This window comes from Alkaliphilus flagellatus (assembly GCF_018919215.1).
In the GTDB taxonomy this organism is placed as follows: Bacteria; Bacillota; Clostridia; order Peptostreptococcales; family Natronincolaceae; genus Alkaliphilus_B; species Alkaliphilus_B flagellatus.
Genome location: NZ_JAHLQK010000002.1, coordinates 285042 through 300240, shown reverse-complemented (window position 1 = coordinate 300240; position 15199 = coordinate 285042). Strand labels below are relative to the sequence as shown.

Genomic DNA, 15199 nt, shown 5'->3' with positions numbered 1-15199 from the left:
ATATTTTAGTAAACAAACTGTTCCATTTTGTAACTATGTTCTACTTTAGAACAACTATACTATACTTTTTTATTTTACGATAAAGTGTATTTCTACCAATACCTAGGATTTCTGCAGTAGTACTAATATTGCCTTCACATTTGTCTATTATTTTTTCAATATGAGCTTTTTCAATAGCCTCCAAACTTTCATCCATAGTTATTATAACTTCATCTTTAGTTGTTTCTGTAATCTGCCATAAGTCGCTATTTGGGGCATTAATAATGCGCTCAATAGTATTTTCAAGCTCCCTAATATTGCCTTGCCAAGGATCACTTACCATCTTATCTATCAATTCACTGGATAATGAAATTGGAGTTTTGCCAAGCTTTAATGATTTCATCTTAATGAAGTAATCAATTAAAAGGGGTATATCGTCTTTTCTATTTCTTAAAGGTAGTAATTTTAGAGGTAATACATTCAAACGATAGAACAAGTCCTTTCTAAAATAACCGTCTTCTGTGTCCCTCTGCAAGTCCCTATTAGTTGCAGCTATAATTCTAACATCTACCTCTATTTCTCGATTGCCTCCTATTCGAAACAACTTTCCCTTTTCCAACACCCTAAGCAAATTAGTCTGCATATCTATTGGCATTTCTCCAATCTCGTCTAAAAATAAAGTGCCTCCATCTGCAAGTTCAAATTTCCCTGGCCGCCCTCCTCTTATGGCTCCAGTGAAAGCTCCTTCCTCATAACCAAATAACTCAGACTCTATTAAATCTCGAGGAAGAGCACCACAATTAATTGCTACAAAGGGACCATTTCGCCTACTACTTTCATTATGTATTGACTGAGCAAATACTTCCTTTCCCGTACCACTTTCTCCAGTAATTAGCACAGTGGACGGGCTATTAGAAATTTGTTTAGCATAGTTAAGTAGCTTAGAAAACTCTTTATTTTTTCCAATAATTTTATCAAATGTATATAAGGCTTGTTTCCCCATAACCTTATTAGCTAGATTTCTAACACTTTTTATTTCATTAATCGTACAAACGATACCTTCATATTTATATTGCTCACTTTCAATTATCGGATAGGCGCTTAATATACAATGGATTCTACCCTTTTGACCCTTTATAAAAGCCTCTTCCTCTAGATAAGTAGTTTTGTTGCTTACACTCTGTTGAATACTTTCCCATTTCTCAATAATTTCACTAACATTTACCCCAAGAACCTCCTCTTGACTTAACCCTAGTATTTCACTGGCAGTACGGTTTATTGTCTTAATATAACCATTAGGCCCAGTGGTAAAAATGCCTGTGCTAATAGAATCAATAATAGTTTCTATGTATTTTTTTGCAACTAATAGTTTATGATTTAATTCTTCCCAAGATTTTGTTTGCATAAATACCAACTCCAAAATTAATATAGGTACATACGTCACCCATTGTTACTGTAATTCTCTAGTACTAAAATTACACAATACTTTATTTCAATATATCTCTATTATAATTTTACATGGATTGTATATATAAGTCAAAATAGTTCGACTATTTGGTGCGTATTTATCCATTATCTATTTTTTTTGCCAATCAATTGATATAATTATATATACGTAATATAGAAAGATGATAGGATACGAATGTAGAAAGGAAGATACTTGTGAAGAAAATTAAAACTGCCTGTTCCTTGGACTGTTGGGATGTCTGTGCTATAGAAATAACTATGGATGGAGATGAAGTTATCAAAATTCAAGGTGATCCTAACCATCCTATTACAAAAGGATTTTTATGTCAAAAAGGCATTAATCATATCGAAAGAGTAATGAGCCCAAATAGAATAACTAGTCCTATGAAAAAAATAAATGATAATTGGATTTCTATCAGCTGGGAGCAAGCTATAGAAGAAATTGCTTCTAAGCTTAAAGATATAAAGGACAACTACGGTTCCAATTCCCTAATACACTATAGAGACTCTGGTCATAGTGGTCTATTAAAAAATATAGATACTGCATTTTTTAATAGTTATGGAGGTGTTACCTCCCCTAAAGGTAGTCTATGCTGGGGTGCCGGAATAGCTGCCCAAACCTTAGACTTCGGTAGGGCTTTAAGCCACGATCCAGCAGATCATTTGAACTCTAAAACTATTATAGTTTGGGGCAGAAATCCTGTTTATACCAATATGCATCTAGTACCTTTTTTGAAAAAGGCTAAGGATAATGGAGCCAATATAGTAGTTATAGATCCTATTAAAACCGCAACTGCTCAAATGGCTACTCATCATTACCCAATACGTCCAGAGGCTGATGGTTTTTTGGCATTGGCTATGGCAAAACTGATACTTGAAGAAAATCTATATGATACTACCTTTGTAGCTAGTTATAGCAATGGCTTTCATAGTTATTTTGAATATGTTAAAGGTCTTAATTTAAATGACTTAATAGATAAAACTGGTCTTTCATTAGAAAACATAAAAGAATTAACAGACCTATATGCTAAAAATAAACCATCTTCTATTATTTTAGGCTATGGTCTACAACGATACTATAATGGTGGTAAAAATATTAGGCTCATAGATGCGCTAGGTGCTTTAACAGGAAACATAGGTGTTGAAGGTGGAGGTGTTACATATGCCAATAGATATATTTCTAGATGGATTGATAACAATTATGTCGATAATAAACTACCCTACGAGCTTCCTAGATTTAAGCGCTCCCTTTTTTCACAATATATTTTAGAAGATAACCCTGGCAATATAAAAGGTATATTCGTAACAATGAGTAATCCAGTATTGCAACTTCCAAACACTACAAAAACAATAGAAGCTTTTAAATCTATTCCTTTTAAAGTTGTTATTGATCACTTTTTAACCGATACAGCTCAACTGGCAGATTATATACTACCATGTACTCACATTTATGAGGAGGAAGATTTTATTTCTTCATCAATGTGGCACTCTTATTTCTACTATACAGAAAGGGTACTGCCACCCCGCAAAAATGTAAAAAGTGAATTTGAAATATTTAACTTACTAGCTAAAAAAATGAACATGATAGGCTTTTTAGAAAAATATCCCGATGAAAAAACCTATTTGGAAAGAAGTTTAGCTCCTTTATTAAAGGATACTGGCCTTTCATTAGAAGATATGAAGGGAAAAAGATTAAAACTGGATGGAAATAATATACCTTGGAAAAACAAGATTTTTGCTACACCTTCTAAAAAATTTCAATTTATTAATCCAATTGAAGATGACTTAGAGTTTATTTCCTACAAAAATGATAATTATCCACTACATCTATTAACATTACATCCTAAACACTCTTTACATTCTCAGCATTTTATAGATGAGCACTCTGGAACATTACCTAAAGTATATGCAAGTAGCCAAACTTTTAAAGAATACAATATAGATGATGGAGAAGAAATCATATTATCATCCCAAAACGGAAGTATAATTTGTGTAGCATCTATAAATGAAGGAGTAAGCCAAAATGTGTTAATGATATACGAGGGATGGTGGTTGAAGAATCAAGGGGTAAATAATTTAACACCAATGGGTATATCCGATATTGGAAATCAAGCCGTTTTTAACAACTGTATGTGTAAAATCGAAAAGAAAAAAGGTTTTTGAATTTTTAAATAAATCTGCTATAATATATTTAGCGTATCTAAATACATGAACAAAGGCTTCTATCAAAGCTTTTTAAATTGGAGAAGCTTTTGTTGAAATGCATTTTATGGAAAGTATATATTAATAAGTCTTATACTTTCCTATACGTAATAGAATGGATTTTCAAAAAGAAAGGAGTTGGCAATACATCCCATATTGAAATGGGTACTGCTTTTGCCTAAAGAAGGATGAACTACAAAGAAAAACAAAAACTCATCTTAGAAGGAAACATGTCTAAGGTTATATTAACCTTAGCGGCCCCAATTATGTTTAACAATTTGGTCCAAACCCTCTACAATCTAGCAGATACTTATTGGGTAAGCAAGCTAGGAACCCTAGAAATGGCCTCCATTACATTAGTATTCCCTGTAATTTTTTTAACCCTATCCGTGGGAACAGGTATTAATGTTGCTGGAACTGCTTTAATATCTCAGTATGTTGGCTCTAACGGAGAAAAAGATGCAACAAGAGTGGCCACACAGATGTTTAGCTTTTCTGTAATTTTATCTATTATTCTTGGTATTATAGGTTATTTTTCTACTCCCTACATAGTAAAGGCTATGGGAGGAAATGGTGATGTATTTACCTATAGCACTGAATATTTATCAATTATGTTTTGGGAAATCCCAGGTATGTTCCTCTTTCTTGTTTACACTTCTATAAAGCAAGGTCAAGGAGATACAGTTACGCCTATGGTTTTAAATGTAATGGGTGTAATTCTTAATATCATTTTAGACCCAATATTCATATTTACCTTTGGAATGGGTATTAAAGGAGCAGCAATAGCAACGGTTTTATCTAGAATGATTTTTGCATTATACGCTATTTACACTTTATTTGCCCAGAAAAACGGAATTTATTTAGACAAAAACAATTTAGGATTAGATCGAAAAACCCTTGGTGAAATTATTAGTATTGGATTACCTGCTTCCTTAGGTCAATCGGCAGCAGCTTTTGGATTTGTTATTTTAAATGGATTTGTAATTTCATACGGAGCAGATACTTTAGCAGCCTTTGGAATAGGAAATAGAATTAACTCCCTAATATTAATGCCTGTTATGGGAATTGGCAATGCTCTTGCTACTATTATTGGTCAAAACTTAGGTGCAAATAAAAAAGATAGGACTACATTAGCTTTTAAAACATCAATGAAACTTTCTACTATATTTATGATTGTTGGTGGTATCATCTTATTTACTGTTTCTCCAAATATTGTATCAATATTTGTAAAGAATGATCCTGAAGTTTTTAGACAAGGTACAGAATACTTAAGACTTATATCTGCATCATTACCACTAATGGGATTCTTCCAAGTGTTTGTAGGTACCTTCCAAGGCTCTGGCCATACTATATATGCTATGATGATGGATATGGGTCGTCTATGGGGTATACGCATTCCAATGATTATGTTATTTAAAAAATATACGCAGTGGGGCCCTAGTGGTGTTTGGTATGCTATGGTACTTAGTAATGGATTAATCTGTATTTTTGGTCTTATAGTTTATCTAAGTGGCAAATGGCAAGAACAAATAATAAAGAAGAAGGCACTTGCTTAGTGCCTTCTTCTTTATTACTTAATATCCTTCATCCTGTCTTTGATGGTTAATTCTATTCTTTTCCAAATAAGAGGCATATATTTCTTCCTCTGTAAAATCTAATTTTTTCCCTAATAATAGGAAATGATTAAATAACTTTTCATAGTTATCTATTACAGGCTCATATTGAAATGTAATAATGCGGGTAAATATATTTTGAAATTGATCTATTAGATCATTAGAATTATTAATTTGCTTTAAATTAATATTTGTTAATCCACTATCCAAGCCTATACTTAAAATAAAATGAAGACAGTCTACATATTCCTCTAAAATAACCTCCTTAGAAGAAGCTCCTTTATTACTCCAAAACTTAAAACAACGAGTTTCATTAGCTAATTCTCCTAACTCTACCTGCAGAGCTAATATTTTATATGGAATAAGATTTTTATCATTAAGTTCATGTTCTCTATGTATACGATCATCTAGTTGCTTTTGTATTTCATATAATTTAATTAAATCCATTTTAATCCTCCATTCTATATAGCATACCCAAAATTTCTATACTGCTATCCAAAATAATAAGACTGCCTACTAATCTATAGACAGTCTGATATATACTAGTTATTTACCACAACACTTCTTATATTTTTTGCCACTACCACAAGGGCACACTTCATTTCTACCTATTTTGTCTTCTTTAACTACAGTTTTAGTAGAGTTATAGGATTTTTTGATTTCTTTTTTCTTTTCTTCAGTAAAAATATTATCCCACTGAGGTAAAGTATAAAGCCATTCAGCATTAGCCTCTAACATATTATAATACAGCTTTTCTAAATCGATGTTTAACTCTACAGTACTATTTTCATCTAACTCTTCTAAATTGATTTCTGACTGAAGACTAGTATTGATTCCATCAATAAATCCTACAAAAGTAACATTGTCAACTCCATATTCTTCTGCCAAGCCAGCAAGTATCCCATTTATAGTAGTTGTAGGACCTTCTAAAACTTTTTCATATATCGCTTTTTCTACTGCACAATATTCGTTCCAGAACTTAACTGCTTGCTGTTCCTCTGTATGTTCAAAGGCAATTTGTTTCCATTGACTATATAAGCTCATTTCTCTTTCTCCTTCTCTAAATAAACTTTGACCGTTATTATTATATTATATTGTATTTATCCTTTCAACTATATTCCTATAGTTTTGATTTTCTTACCAATTATTTTATATTTCTTTTTTATTTAATAAAATATATATTAGCTAATCTTGAACTTTGAAATTACTTCTTTTAATTCATTAGATAAGTTAGCCATGTCATTGCTAGCACTAGAAATTTCCTCCATGGAAGCTAATTGTTCTTCTGTAGAAGCAGAAACCTCTTCAGTTGCAGCTGCATTTTCCTGAGCTATAGCAGATAGATTTTGAATAATTCCTATTATCTCGTCCTTCTTTTCTGCCATATTTTTGCTAGCCTCGTTTAACTCATTCATCATCGCTTTTGTCATTATAATAGCATCTGAAATTCCATCAAAAGCATTTTTAGTCATTTCAACACTATTTTCCTGATCTCTAGTAATCTCAGCCACATTAGTAATAATTTCAACTGCAATCTGTGAATTGCTTTGTAGCTCTCTAACTACTTCTTCGATCTCTTTAGTAGAATTACTAGATTGCTCTGCTAACTTTCTTATCTCTTCTGCTACTACAGCAAATCCTCTACCAGCTTCACCTGCTCTTGCGGCCTCTATAGCAGCATTTAAAGCTAATAAATTAGTTTGTTCTGCTATACTTTGTATAACCTTACTTGCTTCATCGATTTTTTCCGAACTAGCATTTGTCTTTATAATTCCATCATGTACTTTTTTAATAGCATTAATATTTTCATTAGTTTTATTTGTTAATTGTGAAACAACAGCTGCTCCATCATCCTTTAGTTGCATAACTGCATCTGCCTGCTTCATCAGCTCTACCATACACTCTAACTCTACTTCAATAATTTCTCCTAATTCATCAGTGTTTCTTACTCCTTCTTCAGTGTTTTTAGCCTGTTCTGTAGCCCCTTCAGCTATTTGTTCTATTGTTCTTGCTACTTCTTCTGCAGCAACAGAGGACTCTTCAGATGTAGTGGCTAAAATTTGCGAAGAAACAGAAACCTGGTCTGCAGAATTTCCAACAGCACCTATAAACTCCCTTAAACTATCTATAATTGATTGTAGAGATTCTGCTAAAGTACCTACTTCATCATTTCTTTTTAAAAGTTTATCCGGTATATTTTTTGAAGCATCTAAATTAGCAATTTGCTTTGCATAGTTTGCACTTTCAACTATAGGTCTAGTTATTGAACCTGATATAATATAAAATACAATTAAGGTTATTGCAATAACAATTAATGTCAGTATAACAATAGTATTTAAAACACTATCGCTCCCCTGTCTTATTTGATCAACCGGTACCTTAATAGCCAAACTCCAATTTGGAGTGCTATCAATAGAGGAGAATATTAAAAGACTTCTTTCATCATTTGCATCTTTATATATTTGTGTACCTATCTCGCCAGATGCCATTTTTTGTGCTGCTTCTTCTAGACCCTCATACCCATTTTCAGAACCAGTATTAAGGTTTAATTTTAATCTTATTTCATCATCAGGATGAGCCAAAACTAAACCAGTACCGTCTATGATCATACCAAATCCACTATTTCCTATATTAATATCATTAGCAATTTCTGATAGCTTATCAATTTTTATTACCCCAGCAAAGACACCAATTAATTGTCCACCTTCATCCTTAACAGGATGTACAATTGTTACTATTGGCTCCTTTGTTACTTCGGATATCATAGGGTTAGATATGTACATTTCTTTCTTTTCATCTACAATAGCCTTATAGTCCTCTCTATTTCTTATATTGCCTGAACCACCAGTTGTTGTATAAAAATTTCCATCTAAGTCAGCAAACCACATTAATAAGAAATCTTCTCTTAATTGGGTACCTCTATACTCTAAATAGGGTTTTATTTCTTCCCAATTACCAGACCTAATAATTTTTTCTGATGATATTGCTTTAACTTCATGACTATTTCCTTGCATCCATTGAGATATTTCTCCATCTCTAGCGTCAGCTACCTGGGTTATCATGCTTTCGGTTAAAGGTATAATAGTATCACTAACTTGTGTGTAAACAAAAAATCCCATTATTACTAATAAAGTAGTAATTGACAATCCAAAAAACATTATAATTTGCTTACGTATAGATTTCACAGTTTTTTCCTCCTAATAAGAAATTAATACCAATATATAAATATGTTACTATTTTATCATATATTGTAGAATTATGTAATATTTTTATATATAGTATAAGCTATTTATATATATATAGGTATAAAGTACTAGTTTTATAGAACAAAATAATACTTATCTCTAAATAAATATCTAAGACTTATTTTCGAAATTGTGTTATAATAAAAGAAAAAAATATTTATCGCTGGGGGTGCCATGTGCTGAGAGGAGTATTCCGACCCTTAGAACCTGTAGGTTAAAACCTGCGTAGGAAAAGCGGATTCTATGTACATTATTAACGTGAAAAGGCTTTCTTTTCACGTTTTTTATATGCATACAGTGATAGATACAAAGAAAGGATGTATTATTATGTTTGAAAAATTACTAGAACTCAAGCCTATAACCATCATCATTTTAGCTTCCTTAGTATTAATTTCTGTAGCCTTTGCTTTTAGAAGAAAAAAAGAGGTTCAAAAATCTAATTATACTCAAGTAATAGTATATGGGAGTTTATGTGTAGCCCTATCTTTTGTTCTTTCCTATATACGTCTATATCGTTTCCCACAAGGTGGTAGTATAACACCTGCAAGTATGTTACCTATGTTTATTTTCGCTGTAATGTTTGGTCCCGGTCCTGGAATTTTGGCTGGATTTGCCTTTGGTATGATCAATATAATCCAAGATCCATTTATAATACATTGGGCACAATTTTTTCTAGACTATCCTTTAGCCTATGGAGCCTTGGGACTAGCTGGATTATATCGTAAAAACATTGCTATATCTTGTCTTATAGGAGGATTTGGTAAATTCTTTATGAGTTTCCTATCAGGTGTTATCTTCTTCGGCTCTTATGCACCAGAGGGTATGAATCCACTACTTTACTCACTTATAGTAAATGGATTAATAATTGGAACTGATACATTAATTTGTGCTATTATTAGTCTTATACCTCAAGTGCAACATGCTATAAAACAGATACAAAAAGTTTCAATATAAATAATAGTTTAAAATTATATATTAAAATAAAGAACTGCAAAAGTAGTTCTTTATTTTATGAATAAAATTGTTATAAAACTAAAATAATGGTTATATATATAACTGAGGTTATAATGATTAAACTTAAACACATAACATATAAGGAAGGATGATTTTAATGAAAACATTTGGTCAATTTTTACAAAGCGGAGATTGGAAAGGTGAAAAACATGTTCCAGTAATACATGCTCCTGAAAAAGTAAAGGCAGGAGAAACTTTTGAATTAAAAGTATCTGTAGGTGATGCAATAGGTCATCCAAATACATTAGAACACTACATATCTTGGTTTAAAGTATATTTTCATGCAGAAGGCGCAAAATTCCCAGTGGAGCTTGCTAACTTCACATTTACAGCTCATGGAGAGGGAGAAAACTTTACAGAACCTGTAGGATGCACTAGTGTAAAATTAAATAAATCCGGTACTCTTTATGCTCAAAGCTACTGCAATATCCATGGCGTATGGGAAAGCAGCCAAGAAATCGTAGTAGAATAGTTTTTTCTTGTAATATAATAAAAGATCTAGGGATGGTTTTTGTGCTACTCCCTAGATCTTTTTCTATAGTATAGGTGAAAAAACTCTAGCTATAGACTCTTTAACCTTGTGTATAAAGGGCCTTTTTTCATATTCATCTAACAGAACTTCCTTACTAACCCTTAAATCTTCTATAAAATCTCTAGCTATTTTGTAATTTACTTCTTTATCATAGATAAAGGCATTTACTTCAAAATTTAGATTAAAGCTTCGTATATCTAAATTTGCTGTACCTATAGAAGTAAAGTTATTGTCTACAATAAATACTTTTCCATGAACAAAACCTTTACCATATTGATAAATCTTTACCCCTGCCTCTAGCAACTCAATAAAATGAGACTTAGATGCCCAAAATACAGTTTTGTGATCTGGTTTAATCGGAAGAAGTAATCTAACGTCTACACCTCTTAATGCAGCCGTTTTTAATGCAAGTAAAATACCTTCATCTGGAACAAGGTATGGAGTTGTAATATACAGTCTATCCCTCGCACTATTAATAGCAGAAAAATATGCTTGGTGGATAGATGCCCAATAGGAATCTGGACCACTAGATGCAATTTGCACAATTTTTTCTCCACAATATCCTTGAGGTGGAAAATACTTTAAATCATCTATAGTTTGCTTAGAAACAAAGTACCAATCTGCTAAAAATATTCCTTGGAGTACATATACAGCTTCCCCTTGAAGTTTTAGATGGGTATCTCTCCAAAAGCCCATATTTTTATTTTTTCCTAAATATTCATCCCCTATATTAATTCCGCCAACAAATCCTACTTTACCATCTACAACTAGTATCTTTCTATGATTTCTATAATTTAGTCTACTTCCAAACAAAGGTAATGTTACAGGTAAAAATGCCTCCATTTGCACTCCTGCATCTTTTAATGGTTTAAGAAAACTCTTTTTCAACCTCCAGCTACCAACAGCATCATATATGAGACGTACCTCAAGTCCTTCCTGTGCCTTTTCTATTAATGCTTGCTGAAACTTTCTACCTATATGGCTATCTTTTATAATATAATACTCCATGTGAATATGCTCTTTTGCGTTATTAATAGAAGCTAACATTTCTGAAAAAGTTATCTCACCATTCTGCAGTACCTTCACCTTATTATTTACCGTAATTGGAGAACGAGTATTATTTAATAGAAGTGGGATAATCTTTCCTCTAGTATCATTAAAATTTCTTTTAAATAATTCTCCATAGTTTGTAAATACTAATTGCTCATTCAATAGATGATTTAAAATAATATAATCTTCTCTTCTTTTTTTAATGAAGGTTTTCTGTTTACGATGATTTCGTCCAATATATAAGTATAGAAAAATCCCTACTCCTGGTAAAAGAAATAAAACCATAAGCCATGCGATCGTACTAGAAGGATCACGATTGTCTAATAATACATCTACACCAATAATTATAGTTATTATTGTATACAGTATAGTAATAACTTGAAATACATTCATCCATAATCCCCCTAAATACTAATCTAGAAATAATAGATAACTAATTTTCATATATATATTATTCCATTATTATTACCCATTATATGCTCTTATTAACAAAAAGAAACAGGGCATAAGCCCCGCTTCTCTTGTTTATATTATTTTCCAGCTAAACGCTTGTATGTTTCATATCTTTCATTAGCTTCTTTTTGAGACTTCTCGAATAGCATATCTGCTACTTCTGGGAATGTCTTAACTAATGAATCGTAACGTACTTCACTTAATAAGAAGTCTTTAAATGATGCTGTAGGCTCTTTAGAATCTAATGTAAATGGATTTTGTCCTTGCTCTTTTAACTCTGGGTTGAATCTGTATAGATGCCAGTATCCAGCCTCAACAGCTTTCTTACCTTGCTCTTGAGTTTTACCCATTCCTGCTTTAATACCATGAGCGATACATGGTGAGTAAGCAATGATAATAGATGGTCCATTATACGCTTCTGCTTCTTTCATAGCCTTCATTAATTGATTTTTATCTGCCCCTACAGATACTTGAGCTACATATACATAGCCATAGCTCATAGCAATCATACCTAGGTCTTTTTTCTTGGTTCTCTTACCAGCAGATGCAAACTTAGCAATAGCTGCTGTTGGAGAAGCTTTAGAAGCTTGACCTCCTGTATTTGAGTAAACCTCTGTATCCATAACAAGAATATTTACATCATCTCCAGAAGCGATTACATGGTCTAATCCACCGAAACCGATGTCATAAGCCCAACCGTCTCCACCGAAGATCCATTGAGATTTCTTAACTAAGAAGTCCTTCTTCTCAATTATTTCATCAATTACATCATTACCTTTAGCTGCATCTAATAATGGTAACATCTCATAAGTAGCTTTCTTAGAAGCTTCTGCATTGTCTTTTCCTTCTAACCAAGCTTTGAAAGCATCTTTTAATTCTTCAGCAATATTAAGTTCTAATGCTTCAGTCATAAGGTCTGTTACTTTGTTTCTCATTTGTTTAACAGCTAAGAACATACCATATCCATATTCAGCATTATCTTCAAATAATGAGTTAGCCCAAGCTGGACCTTGTCCTTTAGAATTTGTACAATATGGCATAGATGGAGCACTACCACCGTAGATTGAAGAACAGCCTGTAGCATTAGCAACAATCATTCTATCTCCGAATAATTGAGTAACTAGCTTAACATAAGGAGTTTCTCCACAACCTGCACAAGCTCCTGAGAACTCAAATAGAGGTTGAGCAAATTGGCTACCTTTAAATGTGAATTTATTTGTTAAATGAGATTTATCTGTTACTGTTCTTGCGTATTCCCAGTTTTCTCTCTGTGTTTCTACTTGTGGCTCAAGAGGCATCATAGCAATAGCCTTTTCTTTTGCAGGACAAATGTCAACACAGTTTCCGCAGCCTGTACAGTCTAATGTACTTACTTGGATTTTATATTGTAATCCGTCAAATTCTTTACCTGTTGCTTTTATTGTATTGAATCCTTCTGGAGCATTTTTAACCTCTTCTTCGTCTAATAAGAATGGTCTAATAGCTGCATGTGGACATACAAATGAACATTGGTTACATTGGATACACTTGTCGCTATACCACTCTGGTACATTTACAGCAATACCACGTTTTTCAAAGCTTGAAGTTCCCATTGGGAATGATCCATCAGCCATATCAACAAAAGCACTTACCGGAAGATCATCACCTTGCTGTGCTGTCATTGGTCTTAAGATATTTTTGATAAAATCTGGCTCATCTTGAGCAACTGTAGCAGCAGCTTCTTCAACTACACTACCCCAACTAGCAGGTACATCAATCTTAACTAATGCATGTACACCACGATCGATAGCCTCGTTATTCATATTAACTATTTTGTCACCTTTTAATCCGTAAGAATCTACAACAGCTTCCTTTAAGTACTTAATAGCATCCTCCACTGGAATAACTTGTGATAACTTAAAGAATGCAGATTGCATAATCATATTAATTCTTCCACCTAGTCCAATTTCAGATGCAATTTTAGTTGCATTTAATATATAGAAATTAATGTTGTTATCTGCAATATATTTTTTAATTGATGCAGGTAGTTTTTCTTCTAACTCTTCTGGTGACCAGATACAGTTAAGTAAGAATGTTCCACCTTTTTTAAGTCCCTTTACTAGATCGTATTGGTATACATATCCCTGGTTGTGACAAGCAATAAAGTCTGCTTGGTCAATTAAATAGGTAGACTTAATAGGCTGCTTACCAAAACGTAAGTGAGAAATTGTAACACCACCAGATTTTTTGGAGTCATATGCAAAGTATGCTTGTGCGTACATGTCTGTATTATCTCCAATGATTTGGATAGCACTCTTGTTTGCACCTACTGTTCCGTCAGATCCTAATCCCCAGAACTTACATCTAATTGTTCCTTCTGGAGCAGTTACAACGTCCTCTTCTACAGGTAGAGATGTGTTTGTAACATCATCTACTATACCAATAGTGAAGCCATTTTTAGGTTTTTCTGATTTAAGGTTAGTAAATACTGCTTTAACTTGAGCCGGAATTGTATCCTTAGATCCAAGACCATATCTTCCGCCTACTATTAGAGGAGCATTTTCCTTATCGAAGAATAATGTTCTAATATCTTGGTATAATGGCTCGCCTAGTGCACCTGGCTCTTTAGTTCTATCAAGTACAGCTATTCTCTTCACTGTTTTTGGAAGAACATCAAAGAAATATTTTTCTGAGAAAGGTCTGTACAGATGTACTTTTATAAGACCTACTTTTTCTCCCTTTGCATTTAAGTGGTCTACTACTTCTTCAGTTGTTTCTGTTACAGAACCCATTGCAATAATAATGTCTTCTGCATCTTCTGCACCATAGTAAGTAAATGGAGCATAGTGTCTACCTGTTAATTTAGTTATTTCCTTCATGTAATCATTTACAAGATCAGGAATAGCAGCGTAATATGTATTAGCAGCTTCCTTAGCTTGGAAGAAAATATCTGGGTTTTGAGCTGTTCCTTTTAAATATGGATGCTCTGGATTTAATCCTCTATTTCTGAAAGCTTTAACAGCTTCCCAATCTACAAGATTTGCAAGCTCATCATATTCTAATACTTCAATTTTTTGCATTTCGTGAGAAGTTCTGAAACCATCAAAGAAATTAATAAATGGTACTCTTCCTTTAATAGCAGTTAAATGAGCTACTCCTGCTAAGTCCATAACTTCTTGAACACTACCAGAAGCAAGCATAGCACATCCCGTTTGTCTTGCAGCCATTACGTCAGAATGATCACCAAATATTGAAAGTGCATGTCCAGCAATAGCACGAGCACTTACATGAAATACTCCTGGTAATAATTCTCCTGCAATTTTATACATATTAGGAATCATTAATAATAAACCTTGAGATGCTGTAAATGTTGTAGTTAAAGCACCTGCTGATAATGAACCGTGAACTGCTCCTGCGGCTCCTGCCTCAGATTGCATCTCGGTTACTTGAACTGTTTGTCCAAAAATGTTTTTTTGTCCATTAGCACTCCACTCATCAACGTTTTCTGCCATATTTGAAGATGGTGTGATAGGATAGATAGCGGCTACATCTGTAAAAGCATAAGCAACATGGGCAGCTGCAGCATTACCATCCATGGTTTTCATTTTTCTTGCCATTTTTATTCCCCCTTAATATATATTTAAAATTATTATCTATAAAAGACA

At 32.9% G+C, this 15199-nt stretch carries 10 protein-coding genes and 1 riboswitch; of the genes, 4 read left to right on the top strand and 6 right to left on the bottom strand.

Features of this window, described 5'->3' with window-relative positions; translation table 11 throughout:
- Positions 1 to 40 precede the first annotated feature (40 nt).
- The gene (locus tag KQI88_RS06335) at positions 41 to 1384 is read right to left on the bottom strand and encodes a sigma-54 interaction domain-containing protein (RefSeq protein ID WP_216415510.1); all 1344 of its coding nucleotides are present in this window, start codon (positions 1382 to 1384) and stop codon (positions 41 to 43) included.
- Between the two features lie 257 nt (positions 1385 to 1641).
- Here KQI88_RS06335 and KQI88_RS06330 point away from each other — a divergent pair, with 257 nt between their 5' ends.
- Both KQI88_RS06330 and KQI88_RS06325 read left to right on the top strand, forming a co-directional pair.
- Complete coding sequence (locus KQI88_RS06330) at positions 1642 to 3609, top strand: molybdopterin-dependent oxidoreductase (protein WP_216415509.1); 1968 nt, start codon at positions 1642 to 1644, stop codon at positions 3607 to 3609.
- 227 nt (positions 3610 to 3836) lie between these two features.
- Positions 3837 to 5204 carry an MATE family efflux transporter gene (locus KQI88_RS06325; protein ID WP_246579168.1) on the top strand — a complete coding sequence of 456 codons (1368 nt, stop codon included), beginning with the start codon at positions 3837 to 3839 and terminating at the stop codon, positions 5202 to 5204.
- Positions 5205 to 5222: 18 nt separating this feature from the next.
- On the opposite strand, the gene KQI88_RS06320 is transcribed toward KQI88_RS06325, so the two are convergent.
- The 3 genes from KQI88_RS06320 to KQI88_RS06310 form a co-directional block, all read right to left on the bottom strand.
- Positions 5223 to 5708: a dUTP diphosphatase gene (locus KQI88_RS06320; RefSeq protein WP_216415508.1), complete on the bottom strand. Its 486-nt coding sequence runs from the start codon at positions 5706 to 5708 to the stop codon at positions 5223 to 5225.
- Between the two features lie 99 nt (positions 5709 to 5807).
- Positions 5808 to 6305, bottom strand: coding sequence for an SEC-C metal-binding domain-containing protein (locus tag KQI88_RS06315; RefSeq protein ID WP_216415507.1), 498 nt, complete (start codon positions 6303 to 6305; stop codon positions 5808 to 5810).
- Between the two features lie 137 nt (positions 6306 to 6442).
- Entirely contained in the window at positions 6443 to 8446 is a 2004-nt protein-coding gene (locus KQI88_RS06310) for a methyl-accepting chemotaxis protein (RefSeq protein WP_216415506.1), read from the bottom strand.
- Between the two features lie 215 nt (positions 8447 to 8661).
- Positions 8662 to 8756: riboswitch (TPP riboswitch) on the top strand.
- Positions 8757 to 8833: 77 nt separating this feature from the next.
- On the opposite strand from KQI88_RS06310, the gene thiT reads away from it, so the two are divergent.
- Together thiT and KQI88_RS06300 are read left to right on the top strand one after the other, a co-directional pair.
- A complete protein-coding gene (thiT, locus tag KQI88_RS06305) occupies positions 8834 to 9460 on the top strand; it encodes an energy-coupled thiamine transporter ThiT (protein ID WP_216415505.1) in 627 nt (208 codons plus the stop codon).
- A 157-nt stretch (positions 9461 to 9617) separates the two neighbouring features.
- Complete coding sequence (locus tag KQI88_RS06300; RefSeq protein WP_216415504.1) at positions 9618 to 9992, top strand: class II SORL domain-containing protein; 375 nt, start codon at positions 9618 to 9620, stop codon at positions 9990 to 9992.
- 63 nt (positions 9993 to 10055) lie between these two features.
- Here KQI88_RS06300 and cls read toward each other — a convergent pair whose 3' ends face one another.
- A complete protein-coding gene (cls, locus tag KQI88_RS06295) occupies positions 10056 to 11495 on the bottom strand; it encodes a cardiolipin synthase (protein ID WP_216415503.1) in 1440 nt (479 codons plus the stop codon).
- Positions 11496 to 11632: 137 nt separating this feature from the next.
- Complete coding sequence (gene nifJ, locus KQI88_RS06290; protein WP_216415502.1) at positions 11633 to 15151, bottom strand: pyruvate:ferredoxin (flavodoxin) oxidoreductase; 3519 nt, start codon at positions 15149 to 15151, stop codon at positions 11633 to 11635.
- Between the last annotated feature and the right edge of the window lie 48 nt (positions 15152 to 15199).